At 50.7% G+C, this 25309-nt stretch carries 25 protein-coding genes; 14 read left to right on the forward strand and 11 right to left on the reverse strand.

The window, feature by feature from the left end:
* Positions 1–25: 25 nt before the first annotated feature.
* Positions 26–928 (reverse strand): LysR family transcriptional regulator, encoded by a 903-nt coding sequence (locus DUT67_RS10435; protein ID WP_113632968.1) that lies wholly within the window; start codon positions 926–928, stop codon positions 26–28.
* A gap of 154 nt (positions 929–1082) precedes the next feature.
* On the opposite strand from DUT67_RS10435, the gene DUT67_RS10440 reads away from it, so the two are divergent.
* From DUT67_RS10440 to DUT67_RS10450, 3 genes are read left to right on the forward strand one after another with little or no spacing between them, the layout of a single operon-like run.
* Positions 1083–2477, forward strand: a complete 1395-nt coding sequence (locus DUT67_RS10440) for an amidohydrolase family protein (RefSeq protein ID WP_113632969.1) — start codon at positions 1083–1085, stop codon at positions 2475–2477.
* Positions 2478–2486: 9 nt separating this feature from the next.
* Positions 2487–2960, forward strand: coding sequence for a DMT family transporter (locus DUT67_RS10445; protein ID WP_113632970.1), 474 nt, complete (start codon positions 2487–2489; stop codon positions 2958–2960).
* A gap of 47 nt (positions 2961–3007) precedes the next feature.
* Complete coding sequence (locus DUT67_RS10450) at positions 3008–3868, forward strand: SMP-30/gluconolactonase/LRE family protein (RefSeq protein ID WP_113632971.1); 861 nt, start codon at positions 3008–3010, stop codon at positions 3866–3868.
* A gap of 162 nt (positions 3869–4030) precedes the next feature.
* Here DUT67_RS10450 and DUT67_RS10455 read toward each other — a convergent pair whose 3' ends face one another.
* Both DUT67_RS10455 and DUT67_RS10460 read right to left on the reverse strand, forming a co-directional pair.
* A complete protein-coding gene (locus tag DUT67_RS10455) occupies positions 4031–5176 on the reverse strand; it encodes an AAA family ATPase (protein WP_113632972.1) in 1146 nt (381 codons plus the stop codon).
* A 5-nt stretch (positions 5177–5181) separates the two neighbouring features.
* On the reverse strand, positions 5182–6066 hold the full coding sequence (locus DUT67_RS10460; protein WP_113632977.1) for an RNA ligase family protein: 885 nt from the start codon (positions 6064–6066) through the stop codon (positions 5182–5184).
* A gap of 500 nt (positions 6067–6566) precedes the next feature.
* On the opposite strand from DUT67_RS10460, the gene DUT67_RS10465 reads away from it, so the two are divergent.
* Positions 6567–7160, forward strand: coding sequence for a hypothetical protein (locus tag DUT67_RS10465; RefSeq protein ID WP_113632973.1), 594 nt, complete (start codon positions 6567–6569; stop codon positions 7158–7160).
* Positions 7161–7395: 235 nt separating this feature from the next.
* Positions 7396–8460, forward strand: coding sequence for an MBL fold metallo-hydrolase (locus DUT67_RS10470; protein ID WP_113632974.1), 1065 nt, complete (start codon positions 7396–7398; stop codon positions 8458–8460).
* A gap of 70 nt (positions 8461–8530) precedes the next feature.
* Here the strand turns inward: DUT67_RS10470 and DUT67_RS10475 are convergent, their stop codons facing one another.
* Positions 8531–9418 (reverse strand): LysR family transcriptional regulator, encoded by an 888-nt coding sequence (locus tag DUT67_RS10475; protein ID WP_113632975.1) that lies wholly within the window; start codon positions 9416–9418, stop codon positions 8531–8533.
* Positions 9419–9566: 148 nt separating this feature from the next.
* On the opposite strand from DUT67_RS10475, the gene DUT67_RS10480 reads away from it, so the two are divergent.
* Entirely contained in the window at positions 9567–11117 is a 1551-nt protein-coding gene (locus DUT67_RS10480) for an MFS transporter (RefSeq protein WP_113632978.1), read from the forward strand.
* A gap of 159 nt (positions 11118–11276) precedes the next feature.
* The gene (locus DUT67_RS10485; protein WP_113632976.1) at positions 11277–11864 is read left to right on the forward strand and encodes a DUF4303 domain-containing protein; all 588 of its coding nucleotides are present in this window, start codon (positions 11277–11279) and stop codon (positions 11862–11864) included.
* A gap of 196 nt (positions 11865–12060) precedes the next feature.
* On the opposite strand, the gene ychF is transcribed toward DUT67_RS10485, so the two are convergent.
* Together ychF and pth are read right to left on the reverse strand one after the other, a co-directional pair.
* Positions 12061–13152 (reverse strand): redox-regulated ATPase YchF, encoded by a 1092-nt coding sequence (gene ychF, locus DUT67_RS10490; protein ID WP_048260041.1) that lies wholly within the window; start codon positions 13150–13152, stop codon positions 12061–12063.
* A gap of 129 nt (positions 13153–13281) precedes the next feature.
* A complete protein-coding gene (gene pth, locus DUT67_RS10495) occupies positions 13282–13869 on the reverse strand; it encodes an aminoacyl-tRNA hydrolase (RefSeq protein ID WP_113628107.1) in 588 nt (195 codons plus the stop codon).
* A 312-nt stretch (positions 13870–14181) separates the two neighbouring features.
* On the opposite strand from pth, the gene ychH reads away from it, so the two are divergent.
* Entirely contained in the window at positions 14182–14451 is a 270-nt protein-coding gene (gene ychH, locus DUT67_RS10500) for a stress-induced protein YchH (protein WP_011093745.1), read from the forward strand.
* A 27-nt stretch (positions 14452–14478) separates the two neighbouring features.
* On the opposite strand, the gene DUT67_RS10505 is transcribed toward ychH, so the two are convergent.
* The 4 genes from DUT67_RS10505 to lolB form a co-directional block, all read right to left on the reverse strand.
* Positions 14479–15734 (reverse strand): IS3 family transposase gene (locus tag DUT67_RS10505; protein ID WP_113628139.1). Its coding sequence is split into 2 segments (ribosomal slippage): positions 14479–15383 and positions 15383–15734, totalling 1257 coding nucleotides; the frame shifts between segments, so codons are not numbered across the junction.
* Positions 15735–15930: 196 nt separating this feature from the next.
* Positions 15931–16878, reverse strand: a complete 948-nt coding sequence (prs, locus tag DUT67_RS10510) for a ribose-phosphate diphosphokinase (protein WP_010274915.1) — start codon at positions 16876–16878, stop codon at positions 15931–15933.
* A 137-nt stretch (positions 16879–17015) separates the two neighbouring features.
* Positions 17016–17888 carry a 4-(cytidine 5'-diphospho)-2-C-methyl-D-erythritol kinase gene (ispE, locus tag DUT67_RS10515; protein WP_113627449.1) on the reverse strand — a complete coding sequence of 291 codons (873 nt, stop codon included), beginning with the start codon at positions 17886–17888 and terminating at the stop codon, positions 17016–17018.
* A gap of 3 nt (positions 17889–17891) precedes the next feature.
* Positions 17892–18515, reverse strand: a complete 624-nt coding sequence (gene lolB / locus DUT67_RS10520) for a lipoprotein insertase outer membrane protein LolB (protein ID WP_113627450.1) — start codon at positions 18513–18515, stop codon at positions 17892–17894.
* A 231-nt stretch (positions 18516–18746) separates the two neighbouring features.
* Between lolB and hemA the strand changes: the two genes are divergently transcribed.
* The 6 genes from hemA (at position 18747) to kdsA (ending at position 24113) form a co-directional block, all read left to right on the forward strand.
* On the forward strand, positions 18747–20003 hold the full coding sequence (gene hemA / locus DUT67_RS10525; protein ID WP_113627451.1) for a glutamyl-tRNA reductase: 1257 nt from the start codon (positions 18747–18749) through the stop codon (positions 20001–20003).
* Between the two features lie 33 nt (positions 20004–20036).
* The gene (gene prfA, locus DUT67_RS10530; RefSeq protein ID WP_113627452.1) at positions 20037–21119 is read left to right on the forward strand and encodes a peptide chain release factor 1; all 1083 of its coding nucleotides are present in this window, start codon (positions 20037–20039) and stop codon (positions 21117–21119) included.
* Positions 21119–21964, forward strand: coding sequence for a peptide chain release factor N(5)-glutamine methyltransferase (gene prmC, locus DUT67_RS10535; RefSeq protein WP_113627453.1), 846 nt, complete (start codon positions 21119–21121; stop codon positions 21962–21964). Before prfA ends, prmC begins: the two co-directional genes overlap by 1 nt.
* A 5-nt stretch (positions 21965–21969) precedes the next feature.
* Positions 21970–22371 (forward strand): SirB2 family protein, encoded by a 402-nt coding sequence (locus tag DUT67_RS10540; protein ID WP_113627454.1) that lies wholly within the window; start codon positions 21970–21972, stop codon positions 22369–22371.
* 2 nt (positions 22372–22373) lie between these two features.
* Positions 22374–23183: an invasion regulator SirB1 gene (sirB1, locus tag DUT67_RS10545; protein ID WP_048260049.1), complete on the forward strand. Its 810-nt coding sequence runs from the start codon at positions 22374–22376 to the stop codon at positions 23181–23183.
* Positions 23184–23258: 75 nt separating this feature from the next.
* Positions 23259–24113 (forward strand): 3-deoxy-8-phosphooctulonate synthase, encoded by an 855-nt coding sequence (gene kdsA / locus DUT67_RS10550; RefSeq protein ID WP_113627455.1) that lies wholly within the window; start codon positions 23259–23261, stop codon positions 24111–24113.
* 176 nt (positions 24114–24289) lie between these two features.
* On the opposite strand, the gene ydgH is transcribed toward kdsA, so the two are convergent.
* Positions 24290–25243 (reverse strand): DUF1471 family protein YdgH, encoded by a 954-nt coding sequence (gene ydgH, locus DUT67_RS10555; RefSeq protein WP_113627456.1) that lies wholly within the window; start codon positions 25241–25243, stop codon positions 24290–24292.
* Positions 25244–25309: the final 66 nt, after the last annotated feature.

Genomic DNA, 25309 nt, shown 5'->3' on the forward strand with positions numbered 1-25309 from the left:
CGCTTCCGTTGGTAAGTTACGGTTCCTACTCTACCATTCTGTCATTGAATAGCTCGCTTACCCAGTCAGAGAAGGCACGAACGGCGGGAGAAAGAAAACGTTGGTGTGGGTAGAGCAGCGAAATCTGCACGGCAGGTGGGCGCCAATCGGCAAGCACTTCTATCAAACGTCCCGCCCTGAGATGTTCTGAAATTAATGTCCCCGCTAACTGCGCTAATCCATAGCCTTCTATACACATTTTTATATAGAGCTCTGTCTCATTGACCGCAATCGTGCCCGTCATCGGTATAGTCACATTTTCATTATTCTTTGCAAAACGCATGTCGCTAGCATGTCTGGCACTGTTAGAAAAATAGTGTATGGCTCGATGGTGGGATAAATCTTCTAATGATAGAGGCACACCATGCTCGGCTAAATATGAAGGCGAGGCGCAGGTCAGCCAATTGAGCCGTCCCAGAGGACGGGCGACGAGAGTCGAATCGCTGAGTTTACCTGTTCTGATGACACAATCCACGCCCTCCTGAATCACGTCAACCTGACGATCATTCACGCCGATCATCAGATAGATATCGGGGTATCGCCTATAAAAATCCACCAAATTCGGCAAAATCAGGGAATGCGCTATGCCACTCGGCATATCGACCCGAAGGCGGCCCTGTGGATGCTGTTTGAAGTTATGTAGGCTGGTCTCGGTGTGTTCTATCAGATCAAGAATTTCACGGCATTGCATGACGTACAGTTCGCCTTCTGGGGTCAGGCTGACTCTTCTGGTGGTCCGGTTCAACAGACGTACTTGTAGGTGCATTTCCAGATTTTTTATCGTGCTGGTAACGGTGGAGGCGGGTAAAGAGAGCGTATCCGCTGCACGCACAAAACTCTTGGTCTCGACAATGCGCAGAAATACCTGCATAGCCTGCAAACGATCCATTCTCATCCCGCAATAGCTTTCTTATTACGTCAACTATATCCCAGAATTCCAGATTCTTCGTGATTTCTGAATAATCAAAACACGTATGGGTGCTTTTTCAGCTAATCATTGTTTTATACATTGCCGCACACAGATGAATTTGGGATACGAACAAATGACCGACTACAAGAGAGACATATTGTCACCGCTGGCATCGGTGGCTGCCAAAACACTCATTCGCGGAGCCACGATCATCAGTATGGATGCAGAGGTCGGCAATCTGCCTTGCGGGGATATTCTGATAATTGGTAATACCATTGCTGCTGTTGGTGAGAACTTAAGCGCAGATGATGCGGTGGTCATCAATGCAGAAAATATGATCGCTATGCCGGGTATGGTCGATACGCATCGTCATTCTTGGGAAGGTCAACTGCGCCGAATCAATCCAAATGCTGAAACACTGGAAGATTATTGCAATGCCACTCACTTTTCATTTGCCAAGCATTATCGCCCATCCGATATGTATATTGGCAATCTCCTTACCGCGTTGGGATGTATAGATGCTGGCATTACCACCGTCATTGATAACTCCCATAACAGCCGTACGGGTGAACATTCAGATGCCGCTGTGGAAGCACTGCTTGATACTGGGATCCGTGCCATACATGCGTCCGGTGCGCCGGTCTCTGGAGATTGGGATCGAGCCCACTGGCCGGGCAATCTTGCTCGTCTGCAAGATAAGTACTTCAGAACAGATTCCGATAGCCTTGTGACATTGGCGGCAATGGCACAACTTGAACCCGAGTTATGGGCTGAAGCCCGAAAACTTGGCTTACCCATCGTGACTGAGTTCTTTGGAGGGGGAATGGCAGCCCATCTCAACGCTCTGTATCAGGAGGAATTGTTGGGTCCAGATAATATCTTTAACCATTGTACAAGCCTTCCCGATGCGGGTTGGGAAATTCTGCGAAAAGCGGGCGTACGCGTCAACGTTTGCCCTCGATCGGACGCGCATTACGGAATTGAAGATGGCATGTTTGCGCTGCAAGCCGCTCAGCGACACGGCATCCGTCCCGGACTGAGTGTTGATAATGAGACATCTTACAGCGGTGACATGTTTATGGAGATGCGGGTCGCCTTCTATCTGCAACGTGTTATTGGTCAGAACAGCAAGCACTGGGGCGGTTCTCATCATTCATCCAAAAGGGTTGATGCCCACCGGCTGTTAGAGGCTGCAACAATGGACGGTGCCGCGTGTGCGGGCCTAGAGGATAAAGTCGGTAGCCTGACGCCGGGTAAGCAGGCAGATCTGATACTTATCCGTACCGATGATATCAACCTTTATCCATCTAATAATGCTTTTGGCACAGTGGTGCACGCGGCTGAACGTAGCAACATTGACACCGTTCTCATCGGTGGCCGTGTAGTCAAACGTGGCGGTGAGGTATTAGGCGTTGATAGCGTGAGATTACGCGCGGCTATCGACGCGTCGCGTGAACATCTTTTTGCTGCTGCCGGATACGAGCCAGACCTTTTTGCTGAGGTATTAGTTCCGCTGGGTCAGGGATAAGACACAAACATGAGCGCAGTGTACTTCATGATGGCCTTCGGTGCTGGAATGGCCGTGACCCTACAAACCACATTAAACGGTCAACTTTCTAAAGGTATTGGCGGCGACTCCGTTGCGGCGGCGCTGTTCTCCTTTGCCATCGGCATGCTTTTTCTTACCGTAGTGGCATCAGCCCGAGGAGGAATTGTGGCGTCGCTGGGTGCCATACCCGCTCAGCCGCTATGGTGCCTGATGGGAGGACTCCTCGGAGCCAGCGCGCTTCTGTGTAACGTGGTGCTTGTGCCACGGATTGGCCTGGCCGCACTGTTGGGATTGGTCATTGCTGGACAGTTGATATCTTCGTTAGTCATTGATCACTTTGCTTTGTTGGGAGTCAATGCGCGGCCAGTCTCGGTGATCAAGTTTAGCGGTGCGACTCTGATGTTGCTTGGTTTGGCGATCTCCCTCTTTGGCGATCGCTGGTCGAGGATGATATTCCGCTAAGCGAGCTGTCTGGCTACAAGCGTATTTCTATAATCTAAGGAATCGTGGTGTTTAAAATTACCGTTGATGCTAAGAATCTACTGGGTGAATGTCCACTATGGTGCGAACACACACGCCGCCTTTTTTGGACCAATATCGTAGGCAAAGAATTGCTGGCATATCATCCAGAATCTGGTGCTACTCAGCGCTGGACTATGCCTGAACGACTTGGATCGTTTGGTATGACTCAAACAGAAGATATCTTATTACTTGGCCTGGAATCCCGTCTGGCATTTTTTAATTTACAGACCGAAGCCTTGTCCAATATCGTGCTGTCGCCTGGATCCTCGGAAACCCGTATTAACGATGGGCGCTGCGATCGTGACGGTAACTACGTGTTTGGCACGATGCACGAAGGCGAACCTCCTCAATCCGTTGGTGCGTTCTATCGGTTCAATGCCGCAACGTTAGATGTTGAACGTCTGGCGCTCCCAAGCGTAGCGATCGCGAATAGCCTCTGCTTTAGTCCCGATGGCGGCACGATGTATTATTGCGATTCGCTGCAAAAGCGCATTCTCTGCTGCGATTATCCTTCCCTCGATAATCAGAGAATATTCGCTGAGGTGTCCGGTGAGGGCGCGCCTGATGGTTCCTGTATCGATGCTATGGGCTTCTTGTGGAATGCGGAATGGGGTGGTAGCAGAGTCGTTCGGTACAACCCAGATGGGGTAGTGGATAGCGTATTAACCGTGCCTGCGGTGCAGACTACCTGTCCTGTTATGGGGGGAGATGAATATGACACGCTTTATTGCACCAGCGCACGGATTGGTCTGTCATCGCCTAAAAAAGATGACGGCGCATTGTTTGAAGTTAAGTCAGATAAATTCAAAGGATTACCTGAAAGCCGCTTCGCTGGTCAAACTAAGTGACGCATAAATATTAATCGTGATGGCGGCGGGAACCAGCATGAGTTAGCTGATGCGCCGCGTGGTAAATACGATATATGTCGTGATGTCGGGCAGTGAAAGGGGTGGCGATACCGCTTTCTCTGCCCGAATCACGTGTCATTTTTAGCTCGTTACATTAATCGTTTAGCTTTCATAACGAACAACATGCGCTTCCGTCGGTGCGGGAAGCTCCCATTTCGTCAGCATACCTTGCAGCGTTTTATTGCTCAATGTGGTGTCCCGTTTACCGTTGCGGCGCAGCAGTTCCTGACGCGGACGCTCCAGATAAACGATCTCCACTTCTGCGCCGTAGGCATAGCACAGATCCAACGTGCGGGTGCGCATTTGCTGGCTCAGATGCGTGGCGTTCCACACGAATGGTTCATGGGTTCGCAGCAGTGAACGCGCTTTATCGGTCGCCCAATGCACCGCTTTCCCTTCATTTTCGCCATGTTTCAGCCCCAGTTCTGTGCGCGCATCGTCGAAAGAGACTACCGGTAAGTCACGTCGATGCGTTCGTACCCAGGTGTCTTTTCCTGAAGCAGGCAAACCGCACATCACCGTGACTTTCGAGCCTGGTTCCTGAAACAGCGGATAGTCTGGATGGACATCGGCACCGCGAAAATAACTCAGGCGCGTGTGGGCATCGGCAAATGCTCTCGGTTGACCGTAACAGCCTTCTTCCCGTGCTAACTCGCGAAACAACTCAATGCTGTCGAGTACGCGCGCTTGATCCTGACAGATTCGTCCGCGCATATCGGCTTCCGCCAGCGTAGCCAGCAGCGGAATGCTCAACTGCCAAGAGAGTTCGCGAATCGTAAAGATCGGCGATACTCGACGGCGTTCATCTTCAAGGCAGTAAAACGGCACCTGATGCACCGCTATTAATCGGCAAATCGCCTCACGAATCGCAAACGGGATATCTGCATCCCACAGCAATACCCGAGCGTCGATGGCACCTTTGCGCGAATGTCCAGGTTGACCAATCTGACCCGTCACCGGGTCAATCACCGTCGTTCGATATTTCGCGACGTCATGCAGCAACGCGGCAAAAAACAAGATCTCCTGCTGTTCGCGCGTGGCTGTTTGGTAATCGGGAAGCTGTAATAGCGACTCGATCACCATCATGGTGTGCGTCCAGACATCACCTTCACCGTGATAGCGTGGCTCTTGCGGCGTCTCTTTGGCGCGTTTAAGTACCGGAAATGCGTCCAGACAATTCGCAAAATCTGGCTGTGCGCCAGAGGCGGGGACCAGCCCCCTAATGGTATTCCAATCCATAATAGTCATCTTCCTTACTTATTGGACATTGCGGCGGCGAGTGCGTCCAAAGAACGCAGCGTATTCAGCCCCAGCATTTCCCAGGATACCGGTGGACAAGGCGCATACAGGTCAACGCCTTCAGCCAGTTGATTCGGCAAGATAGGGCGTCGGGAATGATGCGAGCCGCTATCCAAAATGGTCTGAATGAAGTCATGGCGTACCAGCTTGTAACGCGCCAGTACCTGTTCATCATCTTCAACCTTTAGATAAAGTCCTTCCGAACGATCCGATTTATCGGTTTGTTGCCAGCATAGCGCAAGTGGCAAACCTTCACGCTGGACGGTGGATTCAAACGCGGTTTTCCAGTTCTGGCTCTTCGCCAGAGAACGAAACACCAGCTTCCACAGCAACGCCGGATTCGTTGGCATCTCTCCGGCGTACAGCACCGGAACGGACAACACGGGCGAGCCAGCCAGCATGGCATGTCGGCGCGCCGTCGATAAAAAAATGCCGTCACGACGATCGTAAAGATCAAATTCGTGAAAGTAGTGCGGCAAACGGTCATAAAACACGGAATGCTTGCTGTAGGCCCATTCGCCGTACATCACGAAACGGTCTTCCAGCAGTTCAAGAAAACGCATTTCGTGCGCAGTGGCCCACAGTTTGAACTGGTTAAACTGTCGTTCCCGCGAGCCGCCAGCCAGATAGTGGCCGCGTGATTGGAGCAAAAGTTCTGCCGTTTCATTAAACGATACACCGCTGTTCGCGCCGTCGATCTTTTCTTCGATCACGACGTAGCGGCCTGCCAACGCTTTCAGTGCAATTTGGTCCGACGCATTATCGCCGGGCTGTAAGCATGAGCCTTCCAAATGAGGCGTACGCGGATACTTTAATAACGGTATTGAATGTAAATACATGTTTTTCGCCTGCTGCGTTATTGGCGCAGCCAGGCCCATCTACGGTAAAAAAGAGGGCCGACGAACGTGTTCGGGCGCGAGTCAATAGGCTGCCCACTGGCATTCCAGAGGTCAGAGTCGCGGGGGAGGAAGCGGGAGATTCATTCTCTGTTCCGCGCGATGGCGAGAAAGAGAAGGGAACCAGTACCGCAGCCAACGCTGGCGCAGACTGCGCCGAATCGAGGCTGCTTAATGCAGTCGTCGGCGGTTAGTGGGGGGCTGACGTACAGGGCACTTTAGGGCTCCAAATGACACATTGGGGGTGAGTAAACGGCGCGATTCTAGCGAAGGAACCCTTCGACAACAAGTTTTTGTATGAAAAATGCTATTCTTTCCTGTAGTTGTAGAATGCGTTGTTGCGTTTAAATGTGATAAAAAAGCAAAGGCTATCAAAGTCAGCGTGACAAGAATAGCGAGTGGTGAGGTAGAGGGATGCACACAATGAAGAGTAGGGGAATATAATGAAAATCAGTGTGATAAAGAAAGGGATTGCGGGTCTGTTATTGATGCTGCCGCTGCACGGATTTGCCGAGACAAAGGATCCAGACCTGTTTGTTGGTTATACCACGCAGGATCTCACCGATGCATTGCCTGCGCAATTGTTGGGCATGATTCAGCGAGAAAAAGTGGTCGATGCGGCAAACCATATGGTCCAGACCGAGTATGTTGACCCGACGACAGGCAATAAGGCGTTGGTTTCTCTGTTTATGTTGCCGCCAGATAGAGAGGGCAACGTCCCGATAGCTTCCAAGCCTAGCGATCTGGATGCGGTGATCGCCAGTACGGAAAAAGAGATGCTACGTCAGCGTATCAAACCCGATCAGCGTGCGGGACAAATTGATGATGCGACGCCTTTTCGGTGCTTACAAACGATTCTGAATAACAAGGTTCTGCATTCTCTTTGCTCGACGCTGATTAAAGGGCGCGTACTGGAAGTTCAGGCGATCAATACGATCGACAATATTCAGGATGAAGCAGGGCTAAATAAAGTCATCGGACAACAGAACGAATTCGTTATCGGAATGGGAAAAACGCTTCTGGCGCTTAAGAAATAGCATGCGGGTGATGAACGTCATTGGTGAAAGGCCACTATAATTCCCCACCAAAACCCAGAGCGAAGGTGAGTGCCTTCGCTTTTTTTGCACCAAAAACCCTTCGTTTCTCCCTTGCCAGATTCTCAGCGTTCGTGCATAACTGCCGGAGCCAGAGAGGCGATGCCTGAAATTATCATTACGAAACCGTACTCATTACAAAACAATATTCATCACGAAACGATACCGGATAAACTCTATGCTTTTGTTACTCGTTTTGGCTGTGATTGCAGTAGCCGTTTACGGCTGGTTAAAGCAGCCGCAATACGTTTCACCAGAGGTAAAACCTCAACCGGAAAACCCACTCTTTCGCGATGGGGCGTTTCATAACCCGGTTGCTCGCCCGACGGTCGGTAGCCAAAATCGAATCGCACTGCTGTATCGCTTTCTTTTCGGTAAAGATGTGGGCGCATTACCAGAGACTCGCCTGCCTTCGGAAAAGACCAATCTGCATCAGTTAAGTAAAACGGATAACGTCATCATCTGGATGGGGCATTCCAGCTACTTTATTCAATTGGAAGGAAAAACCTTCCTGCTGGACCCGGTATTTAGCGACAACGCCTCGCCGGTGCCACGTACTAATATCGCCTTCAAAGGCAGCAATGTGTATTCACCAGAAGACGTTCCAGAGATCGACTACCTGTTGATCACTCACGATCACTGGGATCATTTGGATTACCCTACGCTGAACGCGCTACGTGGAAAAATTCGCCGTATTGTTACACCGACCGGCGTGGGTTCCTACTTTGTAAAATGGGGCTTCCCCCAGAAAGCCATTACGGAAGGCGACTGGTTCAGCAGCCTGAAAGAGAACGGGGTGGAAATCCACGTGCTCCCGACGCAGCATTTTTCCGGTCGGCTACTCAAGCATAACCAAACTCTGTGGGGATCGTTTGCGCTGATAACAGCGCAGCATCGACTGTATCTCGGTGGAGACAGTGGCTATGGCGTGCACTACAAAGAGATCGCCGAACGGCTGGGTGGGTTCGATATCGCGATACTGGAATGCGGCCAATACGACAGTGATTGGCCCTACGTTCACATGACGCCGGAAGAGAGCGCGCAGGCGGCGAGTGACTTGCAGGCCAAGGCGGTGTTACCGAGCCACAACAGCAAATTTAAGCTGGCGCACCACCGCTGGAACGATCCGCTGGAGCGCATTTCTCAAGCCAGCGAAAATCAGGATTGGCGATTAATGACGCCGCGTATTGGTGAACGCATTCAGGTTGATAACCCACAGCAGACGTTTAGTCAGTGGTGGTAACGGGTGGAACGAGAGTTAAGCACGTTTATCAACATTTCTGTCGCGGGGTGAATGGGTAGGGTGTTCTCCATCAGCTAAACGTTTTCTCGCTCAGGCAGTCAATGAATGCCCGAAGTTTGGGGGACAGGTCACGACTGGCGGGCCATAGAATCCACATTGGGCTGCTATTGTGAGTGAAATCATCAAGGATGGTTTGTAATCGGCCATCGCGTAGATATTTCGCCACGCTGAAATCTGGCAGACAGGCAATGCCTTGAGCTTGTCGAGCCAGATGGATACGCATTTCTATACTGTTGCAGACTAGCGAGAGTGGAAGGTCGTAGGCGTTTTCGTCAGTCGTTGGCGGGAGCGGCCATTGTTCGAGGCGACCGGAGCTGGGAAAACGGTAATGCAGGCAGGTATGCCTCTGAAGATCGACTGGGTGTTGCGGCTGCCCGTGCACTTCAACGTATTCCGGTGCGCCGACCAGAACGCGACGGAAAGATCCCAACTGACGACGTTTGAGTCCTGAGTCCGCCAACGTTCCAGTGCGTATCGCGGCATCAAAACCATCACCGATGACATCCACTAAACGGTCGGAGAAATCCAGATCCAGCTCTACCGCAGGGTAGCGCCGCATGAACTCTGCGATGACAGGCTCGAACAGGCTGCTATGTCTGGGCAGGCTGACGTGCAATTTACCGTATGGCGTTTCGCTGGCCTGCGTCATTTCCAGTTCAGCGGCTTCGACCTCACTCAGGATACGGCGGCAGCGTTCAAGAAATTTCTCACCTTCGGCAGTTAACGCCAGCGTTCGTGTGCTGCGATGAAAAAGCCGCACGCCCAAACGTGCTTCCAGCCGCGCAACCGCCTTGCCGACGGAAGAGGGCGACACTCCTAACTCACGCGATACCGAGGAGAACCCAAGCCGTTCAGCCACACGCACAAAAATGCCGATACTGCCCAGTTTGTCCATCATCATAATCGCCTATTTAAGACATTTTTGTCCGAAGTGTTGATAACCTTATCCTATTTTTCTCGTTATGGCTTTGACTTAAGCTGCATAAAACGCTTGGTTACATCGCATGTCGGTGTATCTGGGCATCACGTTATTGCAGACGAGAACGATGACTTTATTTTCTTTTCCTTCCGCCCGAATTTGGCTTCAACTGCTGGCCGCCTGCCTCACTGGTTTATTGATTCCGCTGTGCTTCACTGGTCCGGCGGTCGTGCTACCGGCTATTAGCCAGGAACTGGGCGGCAGTCCGGCGCAACTTAGCTGGATTATGAATGCTTACATCCTCAGCTATGGCGGTGCGATGATGGTGTCGGGCAGCCTGACCGACATCTACGGGCGCAGACGCATTTGGCTGATTGGATTGGCCTGGTTTTGTGCTTTTACCTTCGCGATTCCGTTTTCCCCCAGCGTACTGTGGATCGATCTGCTTAGATTATTACAGGGGCTGGGCGGCGCGGCGGCGTTTGCCGCGGCAATGTCATCGCTGGCTCCGCTTTTTGAAGGACGGGCTAGAGTGCGTGCTTTCAGCTTATTGGGCACTACCTTTGGCCTCGGCTTGGCTTTCGGTCCGCTGATATCTGGGTGGATGGTTGAGGCCAGCAGTTGGCAGGGTGTCTTCTATGCTACGGGTATCGTTGGCCTGCTCGGTTGGGGTCTGGTCGCGATAAGCACTCAACAGGTGCGCAAACCGATTTCAGGCACAATGGACTGGCCGGGAATGATTAGCTTTACGCTGGCTCTGGGACTCTTTACCTACGGCATGCTGCTGATACCCGAACTAGGATGGCGTAATACCACGGTTATCGCTTTGTTACTCGTCTCAGCTGTCGTGTTTGCTGGTTTTATCGTCATCGAACGGCGGGTTTCGCGACCGATGCTGGATTTAGATTTCTTTCGTTCTCCCCGATTTATTGGTGTACAGGTGCTGGCCGCCTCGCCCGCCTTCCTTTTTATCGTACTGATTGTGATGCTGCCGGGGCGTTTCATCGGCATTGACGGCTACAGCGCATTGCAGGCAGGGCAGATGATGGTGTGGCTGGCAGCGCCACTGCTTGTAGTGCCATTTTTGGCGGCGTTGCTGACACGCTGGTTCACTCCCGGTTTGCTGTGCAGCGGCGGACTGCTGCTCGTGGCGTGTGGACTGATCGGATTGGCGTATGGGTTTGCCCAAGGAGGAGCAGCGTTGTATTTACCGCTGTTGCTGATTGGTATAGGTATCGGCCTGCCGTGGGGGCTGATGGACGCGTTGGCTGTCAGCGTGGTGACGCCAGAACGCGTCGGTATGGCGACGGGGATTTTCAATACCGTACGCGTCTCCGCAGATGGTGTTGCTATCGCCATGATTAGCGCGTTTCTCGCCACCTTAATTCAGAATGGCATGGAGTTGGAGATAGGGGCATCAATTTCATCGGCTGCACTTCTGGAAGCTTCCAGCCGCACCGCGTTAGGAGAACTGCATGCCGCTGTATCGATCCTGCCTGAACATGGAGCTTTGCTATTACAGCGCTATGCGGAGTCCTTCACTATCGTCATGTACGTATTAGCGGGAATTGCCACACTGGCGGCCTGCGCGGTATTCGTTTTGCTGCGTGAGCGGCGGGAAGTACCAGACTGCAGGCGTAATCGGACAACGACCCACGATAGTACAGAATGCGAATGAAAAGGGCGTTGCACTGCTGGTCGCATTGTCTGCAGTGATTATGTGGGAGAATATATGATTGTTGCCGTTAACTGAGGATGTCATCATCATTCTGCGATAAGAAATTGATTTAGCCGATTTCTGATGATTTGATTTGTGATGGATAATGGTGGGAGCTGAATGATTAATTTAAATATTGACCAGATGGAGTCATATTTTTTTCGCCAAATTGAACGCGCTGCGTCGGTATTCTCCTCGCGCGAGGAAAACAGTGAGGTTTATGCCTTCTGCCTGGATTTGGATATTGAAAATGGTGGGTTTCGAGTCTCCTGGAATACCTTGGGAGCTTTCGATACTACACTGGCTGGGTATCTCCAGCGGAAGAATCAGCGCCATAGTGCACTTGATATAGATGGAGTCAGTGGCATTAAATATAATCCGGGTGATTTTTCGTACCATCTGGATGAGCTGGATCTCGAAGATGATCGATCCAGTCAGGTTCTTAGCGAAATCATGGATCAATTAGGCGCATTATATGATGAAAAAGGTGCCGAGTTTTATCAGCAATATTATCAATCCGTGGTCGAAAAAGAGATCGTATCATGTGCTGCTGGGGTAATTATGCGCGCCCAGACGACGCTTGAGCAGTTTGCTCAACATGCGGATTTTATAGCTTTTGTGACCCTGCACGATGCTGATGATGAGCACTTACTTGGCATTATGCGACGAACGGTTGATGACGTATTGCTGACTAAAATTTTTGGTTGAACGGTGTGGAAATACCGAAAGCAAGGTGCGTGCTTACCCGCTGCGGTTCAGAAGTTGATTGTGCTTACCTATCTACCTACTCATTTTTTGACTGCGCTGCTATGAGACGCTATAAAATGATAAAATCCACGCAATTGCGTGGATTTTATCAGTCTTTACGAGATTTACTGAAACCTCATGAGACAACAGAAGTAAATTAGACGTTAAACAGGAAATTCATTACGTCGCCATCTTTTACGATGTAATCCTTACCTTCTGAGCGCATTTTTCCGGCTTCTTTCGCGCCTTGTTCACCTTTGTAGGTGATGAAATCTTCATAGGCGATAGTCTGTGCACGGATGAAGCCTTTTTCGAAGTCGGTGTGAATTTTACCTGCGGCCTGTGGTGCGGTGGCGCCGACAGGGATTGTCCATGCGCGAACTTCTTTCACACCAGCGGTGAAGTAGGTTTGCAGATTCAGCAGTTCATAACCGGCGCGGATAACGCGGTTCAGCCCCGGCTCTTCCAGACCTAATTCAGTCATAAATTCTTCACGGTCGGCATCGTCCATTTCCGCAATGTCTGATTCAACAGCGGCACAGACGGCTACGACGACAGAACCTTCAGCCGCAGCGATTTCACGCACTTTATCGAGGTAAGGGTTATTCTCGAAACCGTCTTCGTTGACGTTGGCGATGTACATCGTTGGCTTCAGCGTCAGGAAGCTCAGGTAGCGGATAGCTGCTTTATCATCATCGCTTAAATCCAGCGAGCGCAGCATGCCAGCGTTTTCCAACTGCGGTAAGCATTTTTCCAGTGCAGCCAGCTCAGCTTTAGCATCTTTATCGCCGCCTTTAGCTCTCTTCTGCACGCGATGAATGGCGCGTTCGCAGGTATCGAGGTCAGACAACGCCAGCTCAGTATTGATGACTTCGATGTCATCAGCCGGATCAACTTTATTATTGACGTGTATGATGTTGTCGTTCTCGAAGCAGCGTACAACGTGGCCAATGGCTTCCGTTTCACGGATGTTGGTCAGGAATTGGTTACCTAAACCTTCACCTTTGGATGCGCCTTTTACCAGACCCGCGATATCAACAAATTCCATCGTGGTAGGAAGGATACGCTGCGGCTTAACGATTTCAGCCAGCTTGTCCAAACGTGGATCGGGCATCGGCACTACGCCAGTGTTCGGCTCGATGGTACAAAACGGGAAGTTGGCCGCTTCGATACCGGCTTTGGTCAACGCATTGAACAGAGTGGATTTACCGACGTTAGGCAGCCCAACGATACCGCATTTGAATCCCATGTTTATATCACCTTAAATAACTTATTAATCAGGCAATTACTTTATCTTGCCTGTCAGAATGGAAATATTTCGGCCGATTATACACGGAATGGCGATTTATCTCGATCTACCATCCGTATTCTGACCAGATTATGCCGCTTTGAAGGCATGCAAGCGGTTCATCGCTTTTATCATGTCTTCTTTCATCAGAATTTCTGTGCAGCGCACGGCTTCGTCAATGGCATCGTCGATCAACGTTTGCTCACTCATCGGCGGCTTACCCAACACAAAACCGGTCACCTTGCTTTTATCACCCGGATGGCCGATACCAATGCGTAAACGATGGAAGTTAGGGTTATTACCCAATTTACTGATGATGTCTTTCAGTCCATTGTGACCGCCGTGCCCACCACCCAGTTTAAGTTTGGCAATCCCCGGTAATAAATCCAGCTCATCGTGTGCAACCAAAATTTCATCGGGCTGAATGCGGTAGAAAGTGGCCATTGCCGCAACGGCTTTTCCGCTCAGGTTCATGAACGTAGTGGGAACCAGCAGGCGCACATCTTGCCCAGCCAGATTTAGACGGGAGGTGTAACCGAAAAATTTGCTTTCTTCTTTTAACGACTGGCGATAAGACTCAGCCAGACGATCAACAAACCAGGCACCCGCATTATGACGAGTGGCGGCATATTCCGCGCCAGGATTAGCCAGGCCGACAATTAATTTAATGCTGCTCACGGTATATTCCAGATTACGTGCTTAAACTTACGCAGGGTAGCGTGACTATGAGAACGCTAGTTTACACACCGAGTGGGGGATAGCCAAATCGCGGCACTGAAAGGTGAATACATTGTTATTTGTTTAGTGATGTGATTATTCGTATTTTTGTCTATTTATTTGTTTAAACGTAAAAAAATATTAATCATTCCCTTTATCTGTGATCCCTCCCGCAATCATACGATCACGTTATTGTCTATAATTACATCAATATAAGGAAGTAACCTGTAATGGCACTCCGATTCATCCACTGAATTAATCTGGAGGTGGCAGATGAAACGCAAGAACGTGGCAGCATTGGGTAATGTGTTGATGGGGCTTGGTATGATTCTGATGATTGGTGGTATTGGCTTCTCCATCGCCAGTCAGTTTCCTAAACTAAATGTCCCTGAGTATATGACTTACATTGATCTGGTCGGCATTTTTTCTGGTGCAATATTTTGGTTGGTGGGGGCGCGTATTAGCGGGCGTGAAGAAGTCGCAGACCGTTATTGGTGGGTTAAACACTTTGATAAGCGTTGCCGCCGCCAGCGTCATCCATAAGCGTTAATGAAGTCGAATGAACATTGACTAGTCCTGATATGGGTTGACAGTTTTCTGCCTGTAAAACGCCTGATGAACCTCATCGGGCGTTTTGTATTTCAGGGCCTGATGTGGCCGCTCATGGTTATAAATCGCCACAGATTCTTTTACCATTTTCCTCGCTTGTGCCAGATTAGCTGGGCGAGAGAGTAAAAACTCATTTTTCAGGATGCCGTTTATCCGTTCAGCCAGCGCATTCTGATAGCAGTCATAACCATCTGTCATTGAACAGGTTATCCCATTTCTCTCATGTACCGACTGGTAAAGCGCTGAACAGTATTGTAGCCCTCTGTCAGAGTGGTGTATCAACGGCCCTTTTGTTTTTCTTTGTCGTAACGCACGTTTGAAGGCTTTTACCACATTTTCAGTTTGCAGATTATCCCCTACATGGTAACCCATGATTTTTCTGGAACAGGCATCCGTGACCAAACTCAGATAGACCGTGCCACTGCGTACTGGTAGATAAGTAATATCGGCGACCCAGACTTGCTCCGGCTGAAGGACAGTAACCTGTTCGGGGCCAGACTTCAGCAAGTTCGGATGCCGGTAAAAACGATGATGGCTGTTGGTCGTTTTGTGGTATGCCCGCTTTACGGGTACCAGAAGCCGGTGTTTACCCAGTAGGCTAAACAGGCGGTCACGCCCGATATTGAGTGTTTCACCTGCCTGACGGTTCAACAGAGAGTGGAGTTTGCGTGTGCCTATACGTGGCTGACGGCACCGAACTCGGGCAATAAAATCAAGAACCTGACTATTGTGTTCATGTCGTTTATTGCACCTTGCATTATGCTGGTACCATGCCTGTCTGCTGTGCCCCAGGAGCTGGCATGCGCGTGTCACGGTGACTTTTGGGGCCTGACTCTGCGCAAGGACTTGCCGGGCCGCTTTTTTACGACACTTACCCCGTAATCATTTTTCAGGACGTTGATAACAGATTCAAAAAACTCAGCTTTCTGATTCGCCAGCTTAAGCTGCTCTTCAAGTTCTTTGATTCTTTGCTCGGGTGTAAGTGGGGTATTTGTCTGAGCCACAAGCAGTTTCCTTTTCATCAGGTCAGGAAGTCCGGGACTCCAGTCAAGCTGGCCATATTTACGCAGCCAGACAAGAACGGTGGAGCGCCCCTGAATGCCATATCGCTGCTGGGCCTGTTTATAGGTCATCTCGCCTTTTTCGACCTGTTCAACGACGGCTATTTTAAAGGATAGAGGATAATCACGTTGGGTACGTTTGAACTCAGTCATCATCACGTTCTCCGTATTTAAGTCAGGGACGTGTCAACGCTATTCAGGACGGATCACATTGAACAGTAAAGCCGCTGTAGCCTCGCTATGGTGGCTTTTTGTTTTTTATAGCGACATACAACGGTAGAAATAAGAAAGCCACCTTGTTACAGGTGGCTCCATCATTATCGTTTGTGAGCGGTTACCCAGTCAGAAGCGATTAATGTTCAAACATCGCAGAAATAGATTCTTCGTTGCTGATACGACGAATCGCTTCGGCCAACATACCTGACAGCGTCAACGTACGAACATTCGGCAGTGAACGAATGTTTTCCGCCAGCGGGATGGTATCGCAGACAATCACTTCATCAATTACAGAGTTCTTGATGTTCTCGTAAGCATTGCCTGAGAAGATCGGGTGTGTGGCATAAGCGAATACACGTTTAGCACCACGCTCTTTCAGCGCTTCCGCCGCTTTGCACAGCGTACCGCCAGTGTCGATCATATCGTCAACCAGTACACAGTCACGGCCAGCGACGTCACCGATGATGTGCATCACCTGAGAAACGTTGGCGCGTGGACGGCGTTTGTCGATGATCGCCATGTCGGTATCGTTCAACAGTTTAGCGATTGCGCGAGCACGCACAACGCCACCGATATCAGGAGAAACCACGATTGGGTTTTCCAGATTCTGTTGCAACATATCTTCCAGCAGGATCGGGCTACCGAATACGTTATCTACCGGCACATCGAAGAAACCCTGAATCTGCTCAGCGTGCAGATCAACGGTCAGAACACGGTCAACACCCACGCTGGACAGGAAGTCAGCAACGACTTTCGCGGTGATTGGCACACGTGCGGAACGCACGCGTCGATCCTGACGGGCATAGCCGAAGTAGGGGATAACAGCGGTAATACGTCCCGCAGAAGCGCGACGCAGAGCATCGACCATCACAACCAGTTCCATCAGGTTGTCATTGGTGGGTGCACAGGTGGACTGGATGATGAAAATATCACCACCGCGTACATTTTCATTGATTTGCACGCTGACTTCGCCATCGCTAAAACGACCGACAGCGGCGTCGCCAAGGCTAGTGTACAAACGGTTGGCAATACGTTGTGCTAGTTCCGGGATGGCGTTACCAGCAAAAAGCTTCATATCAGGCACGAGAAGAACCTCAGGCTTGCGTCCAGAGAAATATTGTACCTGCCAAGCAGCGAAGAGCAACAGGTACAATATGCATACGGGTGTATGAATTAAGTTTGCTACAGACTGGCCGCACGGCAGCCGGTGTGTAGCAAAACCTAAAGTTGCCCAGAAAGCTTACGTTGTAGCGGAGAGACGTTAACGCCTCGTGCTACGAAACCGTTTAACCATTCCGGGGCCTGGTCAAGCACCTGACGGGCTGCGAACTCGGTGTCAAACTCTGCAAACACACAAGCCCCCGTTCCAGTCAGGCGCGCCGGGGCATATTCTAGCAGCCATGAAAGTAGCTGTTCAACCTCACGAAAACGTTTTCTTGCGATAGCTTCACAATCATTGACGAAGGTCTGGTTTAATAAAGTTTCTAAATCACGAACTGGCGAATTACGCGTCAACTCAGGATCGCCGAAAATCAACGGTGTAGCAATACTAACGCCAGGGTGTGCAACCAGATACCATTTTTCTGGTGGATTCGCTGGTGTTAGCTGTTCGCCAATGCCTTCGGCGAAGGCGGCATACCCACGGACAAACACGGGAACATCCGCCCCCAGTTGCAGCCCCAATTCGGCCAACGTATCAATGTTTAGCCCACTTTGCCACACATGATTAAGGGCGACTAACACCGTGGCCGCATTGGATGAACCACCGCCTAACCCTCCGCCCATCGGCAGGCACTTATCGATACTGATGTCGGCGCCAAACTGCGCAGGGCGAATATTGTGGCGTTCGCAGTGCTGCTGTAATAAGCGTGCGGCACGGACGATCAAGTTTTGCTCGTTCTCCACACCGTCTACGGGGGTAAGCAGGTTAATCTGGTCGTCATTACGCGGTCGTATCGTCAGCGTGTCGCCATAATCCAGAAACTGAAAGAGCGTTTGCAGCAAGTGATACCCGTCCTGCCTTTGGCCAGTAATATAAAGAAACAGATTCAGTTTGGCGGGGGCAGGCCAGGTCTCGGTAACCGTCGGTTGCATCGCTTATTTAACCATCCAGTTATTCATCTTCAGCTTGATACGCTGTTCACCCTGAACTAATTCCAGGCTGGTTGGGAGCGGAGGCGTCAGCTCGGTGTTGTAGCTCTGATAGCTGACATTCCAATTTTGGCTGCCCTGGCGATAGGTGATGGTTTTCAGCAGATAACGTTCATCTAACGTGAATTCAGCTGCATCACCCGGTATGCCAAGGATCCATTGACGCAGATTATTCAGTGGGATCGCCATACCGGTCAGTTGCTGAATCATATATTCGGCATCCTTACCTACGTAACGTTTGCCCTGATTATCGGTGATTTGCACGCCATCAGGCTGGGCACGCAATTCTAATTCGGTGCTGCCGAGCGGGTTGGTCAGCAGCAATCTATAACGCTGTGGCGGCGTGTCCTGCCAGAAAAAATTGGCTGATACTTTTTTGCTATCGGAGATATAGGCAAAAGCGCCGCGCGTCTGATATTGACTGAGCTGCTGTACTTTTTGCTGATGTTGTTGCCACTCTGGTGAGGTTGGGCTTTTACCCGTTTGAGTCGGTTGATTAACGCTACAGGCGGCTAGCAATAGGCTGGCTAAAGGCAGTAAACGCAGGCATCGGACGGTTTTGGTTGGCATGTCGGTCGTATCCTGTAAATGAAGAAGTCCGTGAAATACGTCACGCTAACGGGCTTACCGCTCAGCGTCAATGGTTGTTATTCGTTAATGGCGTTTATTGTTTTTTGTCAAAAAGCGTATACCTCAGACGAGGTGTATCGCGTGCTGTCGCTTTTCTTGCACTCCTGCATCAAGTAGAATGCGACTCAAACGAAATCCATACTAAGATCGGTATTACTCAGAAACAGCCTAATGACCCTGCTTGCGCTTGGTATTAATCACAAAACCGCACCCGTTTCTCTGCGTGAACGCGTTGTGTTCTCACAAGATAAACTCGGGGTGGCCCTCGATAGTCTGTTACAGCAACCGCTGGTGCAGGGCGGCGTTGTGCTGTCTACCTGCAATCGCACGGAGCTCTACCTTAGCGTTGACGAACAGGAAAACCAGCGTGAGCAGTTGATTCGCTGGTTGTGCGAGTATCATCAATTGCGCCCAGAAGAAGTCAACGGCAGCCTGTACTGGCATCAGGGTAATGCCGCGGTTAGCCATTTGATGCGTGTTGCCAGCGGCCTCGATTCCCTTGTATTAGGCGAACCGCAGATTTTAGGGCAGGTGAAGAAGGCGTTTGCCGAATCACAGCGAGGTCATTCCCTATCCAGCGAGCTGGAGCGGCTGTTCCAGAAGTCCTTTACCGTCGCCAAGCGTGTTCGTACAGAAACGGATATCGGTGCCAGCGCGGTGTCGGTGGCGTTTGCTGCCTGTACGCTGGCTCGACAAATTTTTGAATCACTGGCCGATGTTACGGTGCTACTGGTCGGTGCCGGAGAAACCATTGAACTGGTCGCTCGCTATCTTCGAGATCACAACGTTCAGAAAATGGTGATCGCGAACCGCACCCGTGAACGTGCACAGGCATTGGCAACAGAAGTGGGCGCAGACGTCATCACCTTGGCAGAGCTGGACGAACAGCTCGTTCATGCCGATATCGTGATCAGTTCAACGGCAAGTACACTGCCGATTATCGGAAAAGGGATGATGGAACGGACGCTGAAGGCGAGACGGAATCAGCCTATGCTGATGGTAGATATTGCAGTTCCACGTGATATTGAGCCGGAAGTTGGCAAGCTACCGAACGTTTATCTCTACAGTGTGGACGATCTACATGCGATTATTCAGCATAATCTTGCGCAGCGCAAAGCCGCGGCGGTGCAGGCTGAATCTATCGTGCAGCAGGAAAGCTCTGATTTCATGGCGTGGTTGCGTGCGCAGTCCGCGGTGGAAACGATTCGCGATTATCGCGCTCAAGCCGATGAGTTGCGTGCGGAAATGACGGCCAAGGCGCTGGCTGCCATCCAACAAGGCAATGATGTTGAAGCGGTGATTCAGGAACTGACACACCGTTTAACCAATCGTCTGATTCACGCTCCGACCAAATCCCTTCAGCAAGCCGCTCGTGACGGCGACCAAAACCGGTTACAAATTTTACGTGACAGCCTTGGGCTGGACTAGCATTCATCTCTATTACAGGATTTAACCGCCCGCATGAAGCCTTCTATTGTTGCTAAACTGGAAGCGTTACAAGAACGCCACGAAGAAGTCCAGGCGTTACTCGGTGAGCCCAGCGTCATCGCTGATATGGATCGCTTTCGCGCGTTGTCGCGAGAATATGCACAGCTTACGGATATTACCCGCTGCTTCCAGCAATGGCAGCAGGCGCAAGAGGATCAGCAGACCGCAGAAATGATGCTGGACGATCCCGAAATGCGCGATATGGCGCAGGAAGAATTGAAAGAGGGTAAAGCAACGATTGAAGCACTGGAGCAGGAGCTTCAAGTGCTGTTGTTGCCGAAAGACCCCGATGACGAGCGCGGCTGTTTTCTTGAAGTGCGCGCGGGGACCGGTGGTGACGAAGCGGCGATCTTTGCTGGTGACCTGTTCCGTATGTACAGCCGTTATGCCGAATCACGCCGCTGGCGCGTGGAGGTTGTGAGCGCCAGCGATGGTGAACATGGCGGCTACAAAGAGGTCATTGCCAAAATTTCCGGCGATGGCGTGTACGGCCAGCTTAAGTTTGAATCTGGCGGTCATCGCGTGCAGCGTGTTCCTGCGACTGAATCTCAGGGGCGCATTCATACGTCGGCCTGTACGGTCGCCGTCATGGCGGAAGTGCCAGAAGCTGAGATGCCAGACATCAACCCTTCGGATTTACGTATCGATACCTTCCGCTCTTCTGGCGCAGGCGGTCAGCACGTTAACACCACCGATTCCGCTATCCGTATTACCCACTTGCCAACCGGTATTGTTGTGGAATGCCAGGACGAACGTTCACAGCACAAGAATAAAGCTAAAGCGTTGTCAGTGTTGGGCGCGCGTATTCGTGCGGCAGAAATGCAGAAACGTCATCAGGAAGAAGCATCAACGCGCCGTAATCTGCTCGGCACTGGCGATCGCTCTGACCGTATCCGTACCTACAACTTCCCACAGGGAAGGGTGACCGATCACCGTATTAACCTGACGCTTTACAGACTGGATGAAGTCATGGAAGGGAAACTGGACACGCTGATTCAGCCTGTGGTGCAGGAATACCAGGCCGATCAGCTTGCTGCGTTGTCCGAGCAGGAATAATGACGTATCAGGATTGGTTAACCTCTGCAACAGCGCAACTCGCAGCGGGTGAAAGCCCGAAGCGAGATGCAGAAATTCTACTGGGCTTTGTGACCAGCAAGTCGCGCACGTTCTTGCTAGCGTTTGGTGAAACCGAACTGAGCGCAACTGAACAGCAGCGGTTAACTGAACTGCTGGCGCGTCGGGAGCAGGGAGAACCCATCGCCTATTTGATCGGTGTGCGTGAGTTCTGGTCGCTGCCGCTGGCCGTCTCACCTGCCACGTTGATTCCCCGTCCCGATACAGAATGCCTGGTCGAACAAGCATTGTTGCGTCTGCCTCAAACGCCGTGCACCGTGCTGGATTTGGGCACTGGAACCGGCGCTATCGCACTGGCGTTGGCCTGCGAGCGACGTGATTGTCGGGTAATTGGCGTCGACATCCAACCGGATGCCGTTACGTTAGCGACAAAAAATGCCCAGCAATTGGGGCTCGATAACGTCCATTTCTTATCTGGAAGCTGGTATTCACCGCTCGATCACATGCGCTTTGCGCTTATCGTCAGTAATCCTCCGTATATCGATGTTGATGATGTGCATCTGTCACAGGGGGATGTTCGCTTTGAACCTGCCAGCGCACTGATTGCTGCCGACAACGGATTGGCGGATTTACGCACTATTATTGAATCCGCTCCGCATTATTTAGACGCCGGCGGTTGGCTACTATTGGAGCACGGCTGGCAGCAAGGTGATGCTGTGCGCCAACTGTTGCAGGCGCAAGGATTTACACAAATAGAAACTTGTCAGGACTATGGTGGCAATGACCGCGTGTCGTTAGGGCGCTGGTTGGATACCATCAATTATTAGGAGCAATGGACGTGATAACTCTTTACCCAGCCACGATATATCTTCATTTGGCAACGGTTGGCATCAGTATTTCCCTGTTTGTCATCCGTTTTTTCTGGCAGTGTCAGAAATCGGCTTTACTGCAACAGCGCTGGGTTAAAATTCTGCCACATATTAACGATACCTTGTTATTGATCAGCGGTATTGGTTTAATCATTCTGAGTCACACTTATCCGTTTACGCCCGAGCAAAGCTGGCTGACGGAAAAATTGTTTGGCGTTATCATTTATATCCTTCTTGGCGCTATCGCCTTGGGGAAACGCCCCCGTAGCCAGAACGTTCGCTGGCTGGCGTTTGTATCTGCTTTAATATGCTTTGGTGTGGTCGTGCTGCTGGCATTGACCCAGTCACCGTTGCTGATGGAATAATTATGAGTGCTATTGCTGATTTTGAATTCAACCAGTCACTGCTAAGTGATGGTGTCGTGTTGGTTTCACAGGCTATTCGCCGCGACTTTCCCGCTCAGGATGTGCGGCAAAATCTGCAACAGCTGGTTGAGAGCGCCCGAGCCGCTATTCCTGACGGCCTTGAGCAAGACCTTCAGCTTGAAAAACTGATTGAGCTGTTTTATCACACCTGGGGATTCGGCGGTGCTGGCGGTGTTTATCGCCTATCTGATGCACTGTGGCTGGATCAGGTGCTGGAATCTCGTCAGGGCATGCCCGTGTCACTTGGCATCATCTTCCTGCATATCGCAAACGAACTCGGCCTGCCGCTGATGCCGGTGATTTTCCCGACGCAGTTGATTCTGCGTGCCGACTGGCTCGACGAAGAGATGTGGCTGATCAATCCGCTCAATGGCGATACGCTGAGCGAGCATGTGCTGGAGGTTTGGCTTAAAGGTAACATCGGCCCGTCAACTCGCTTGCTGGATGAAGATTTGGATGAAGCGGAAAACGTCCTGATCGTGCGTAAAATGCTCGATACGCTGAAAGTCGCTCTGATGGAAGAGAAACAGATGGAACTGGCATTGAGAGCCAGTGAAGCGGTACTGCAATTTGACCCAGACGATCCGTATGAAATCCGCGATCGTGGCCTGATTTATGCTCAACTGGATTGCGACCATATTGCACTGTCCGACCTCAACTATTTCGTTGAACAGTGTCCGGAAGATCCTGTGAGTGAAATGATAAAAGTACAGATTCACTCGATAGAGCAAAAACAGATTGTCTTGCATTAAAAAAACAGTCTTACAGTAAGAAACCGTTTTGCAGTAATGCAGCGTTAATTTATTTTCCTACATGAAGGTAAAAGTATGACGAATAAAGTGGTCAAGATAGGGGATATCCCCGTTGCCAACGATTTGCCTTTTGTGCTGTTTGGCGGCATGAATGTTCTTGAATCACGCGATCTGGCGATGCGCATTTGTGAGCATTACGTCACGGTCACGCAGAAGTTGGGTATTCCTTACGTGTTCAAGGCGTCATTCGATAAGGCTAACCGTTCTTCGATTCACTCTTACCGTGGTCCCGGCTTGGAAGAAGGGATGAAAATCTTCCAGGAGCTGAAACAGACCTTTGGCGTAAAAATTATCACTGATGTACATGAATCACATCAGGCGCAGTCCGTTGCCGATGTCGTTGATGTGATCCAACTTCCTGCATTTTTAGCACGCCAAACCGATCTGGTAGAAGCGATGGCGAAAACCGGCGCAGTGATCAACGTTAAAAAACCGCAGTTCGTCAGCCCAGGTCAGATGGGAAACATTGTCGATAAGTTTATCGAAGGTGGCAACGATCAGGTGATTCTGTGCGATCGCGGCAGCAACTTCGGCTACGACAATCTGGTTGTGGATATGCTGGGCTTCAATGTCATGAAGCACGCTTCCAATGGTTCACCTGTGATTTTTGACGTTACGCATGCGCTACAGTGCCGTGACCCGTTCGGTGCAGCGTCCGGTGGCCGTCGCGGACAGGTAACTGAGCTGGCGCGTGCTGGTATGGCTGTCGGTCTGGCGGGGCTATTCATTGAAGCTCATCCCGATCCGGCTAACGCGAAGTGTGATGGTCCATCCGCGCTGCCGCTGGATAAACTGGAGCCGTTCTTGCAACAGATCAAAGCGATTGACGATCTGGTGAAAAGCTTCCCAGAACTGGATACCAGCAAGTAATCTTACTCACCGTCGGTTGATTACTGACATAAAAAAACGTAGGGAACGTTTTTCAACGTCGCTTGCGACGGCCCGCAGGGTGGCGGGCAGGAAACTCGCCATAAAAAACCCGCGATATCGCGGGTTTTTGTGTTTTATACAGCTTCGCTGTTCTCTACAACACTATACGACTGCTGTTATTTATAGAGATCGGCGCTGATCGTGAGATTGTTGCCTTTGCCTTCCCACTGCCTGGTGATGTGGTAGTACTTAGCCCCTTTGTCGCCTGCACGTTTGGCTACGGCTTCAGACACCTGTGTAATATTGGTATAGCTGCCACGGAACTGAATGGAGTCGAAAGGCACCATCTGCGCTGCAGTGGCATTGTTCAATTCCTGAATTTGTGTGCCATCAGACAACGTTACAGTGTAACGTCCACCTTTTGATGACTGCGTTTCAAAGAAGTTACCCACACTGCGGCTAGGGCTATCAGAGTAAGCAACGCCAGGGATTTCTACTTTAGCCGCCTCTGCACCACCGGCAGCAAGTGCGGCGCGACCTGCGTCAGAATCGGCAGGGATCGCATCAGTACGCTGAAGCTGGCGCTTTGGCGCATCGGCTTTATAGATAAATGCAGTAGCTCTTTGATTCGCACTATTCGAGTTCACATCAACTTGACGCACGATGTAAAACGAATCGGCATTTTTCTCTTTTGCCGCTTTCGCTATCGCATCGATTAGATCAGGTTGAGTGCTGAATAAACCGCTCACCGTGACCGTGTCATAAGGTTCCAGCAAATAAGCCGCATCTTTCGGCAGTTCTTTTACGCCGTAGATGGTGCGATATTGCACATCTTGTTTCGCTTTGGGCGCATCTTTGCGGTACAGATCGACAGTAACATTCCAAGAGTCGCTTGTATTAGCATCTGTCATGGATTGCACATAAAACGACGCGGCGCCCGCTTTGTCGGCGCGTTTTGATGCTGCGGCAACCGCTTCATTGATTGCGTTAAAACGTCCTTTAAACGTAATTCGCTCAAAAGGTTGCAGGGATCCTGCCTGCTCAGGTGTCAGTTCCTGTGCCGCCTGCGCTGAAAATGCCGAGAGTGATAACAATAATGTGGATGCAATAACAGTAGTCTTCAGCTTCATAAAAAATCCTTTCGCCTTCCTGCAACTCGAATTATTTAAGGTATAGCAATCAACCTGTAACGGAAT

Source organism: Pectobacterium peruviense, assembly GCF_003312355.2.
Classification (GTDB): domain Bacteria; phylum Pseudomonadota; class Gammaproteobacteria; order Enterobacterales; family Enterobacteriaceae; genus Pectobacterium; species Pectobacterium peruviense.

Bases quoted from the DNA above. Each gene is read 5' to 3' on its own strand.
- DUT67_RS10470 (WP_113632974.1), top strand. From the start codon at position 7,396: ATGCTTTTGTTACTCGTTTTGGCTGTGATTGCAGTAGCCGTTTACGGC.
- sirB1 (WP_048260049.1), top strand. From the start codon at position 22,374: ATGAGTGCTATTGCTGATTTTGAATTCAACCAGTCACTGCTAAGTGAT.
- DUT67_RS10465 (WP_113632973.1), top strand. From the start codon at position 6,567: ATGAAAATCAGTGTGATAAAGAAAGGGATTGCGGGTCTGTTATTGATG.
- DUT67_RS10435 (WP_113632968.1), bottom strand. From the start codon at position 928: ATGGATCGTTTGCAGGCTATGCAGGTATTTCTGCGCATTGTCGAGACC.
- prmC (WP_113627453.1), top strand. From the start codon at position 21,119: ATGACGTATCAGGATTGGTTAACCTCTGCAACAGCGCAACTCGCAGCG.
- hemA (WP_113627451.1), top strand. From the start codon at position 18,747: ATGACCCTGCTTGCGCTTGGTATTAATCACAAAACCGCACCCGTTTCT.
- ychF (WP_048260041.1), bottom strand. From the start codon at position 13,152: ATGGGATTCAAATGCGGTATCGTTGGGCTGCCTAACGTCGGTAAATCC.
- DUT67_RS10460 (WP_113632977.1), bottom strand. From the start codon at position 6,066: ATGTATTTACATTCAATACCGTTATTAAAGTATCCGCGTACGCCTCAT.
- DUT67_RS10475 (WP_113632975.1), bottom strand. From the start codon at position 9,418: ATGATGGACAAACTGGGCAGTATCGGCATTTTTGTGCGTGTGGCTGAA.
- prfA (WP_113627452.1), top strand. From the start codon at position 20,037: ATGAAGCCTTCTATTGTTGCTAAACTGGAAGCGTTACAAGAACGCCAC.
- DUT67_RS10480 (WP_113632978.1), top strand. From the start codon at position 9,567: ATGACTTTATTTTCTTTTCCTTCCGCCCGAATTTGGCTTCAACTGCTG.
- ydgH (WP_113627456.1), bottom strand. From the start codon at position 25,243: ATGAAGCTGAAGACTACTGTTATTGCATCCACATTATTGTTATCACTC.
- DUT67_RS10540 (WP_113627454.1), top strand. From the start codon at position 21,970: ATGGACGTGATAACTCTTTACCCAGCCACGATATATCTTCATTTGGCA.
- kdsA (WP_113627455.1), top strand. From the start codon at position 23,259: ATGACGAATAAAGTGGTCAAGATAGGGGATATCCCCGTTGCCAACGAT.
- lolB (WP_113627450.1), bottom strand. From the start codon at position 18,515: ATGCCAACCAAAACCGTCCGATGCCTGCGTTTACTGCCTTTAGCCAGC.
- DUT67_RS10455 (WP_113632972.1), bottom strand. From the start codon at position 5,176: ATGACTATTATGGATTGGAATACCATTAGGGGGCTGGTCCCCGCCTCT.
- DUT67_RS10485 (WP_113632976.1), top strand. From the start codon at position 11,277: ATGATTAATTTAAATATTGACCAGATGGAGTCATATTTTTTTCGCCAA.
- DUT67_RS10440 (WP_113632969.1), top strand. From the start codon at position 1,083: ATGACCGACTACAAGAGAGACATATTGTCACCGCTGGCATCGGTGGCT.
- ispE (WP_113627449.1), bottom strand. From the start codon at position 17,888: ATGCAACCGACGGTTACCGAGACCTGGCCTGCCCCCGCCAAACTGAAT.
- DUT67_RS10445 (WP_113632970.1), top strand. From the start codon at position 2,487: ATGAGCGCAGTGTACTTCATGATGGCCTTCGGTGCTGGAATGGCCGTG.
- ychH (WP_011093745.1), top strand. From the start codon at position 14,182: ATGAAACGCAAGAACGTGGCAGCATTGGGTAATGTGTTGATGGGGCTT.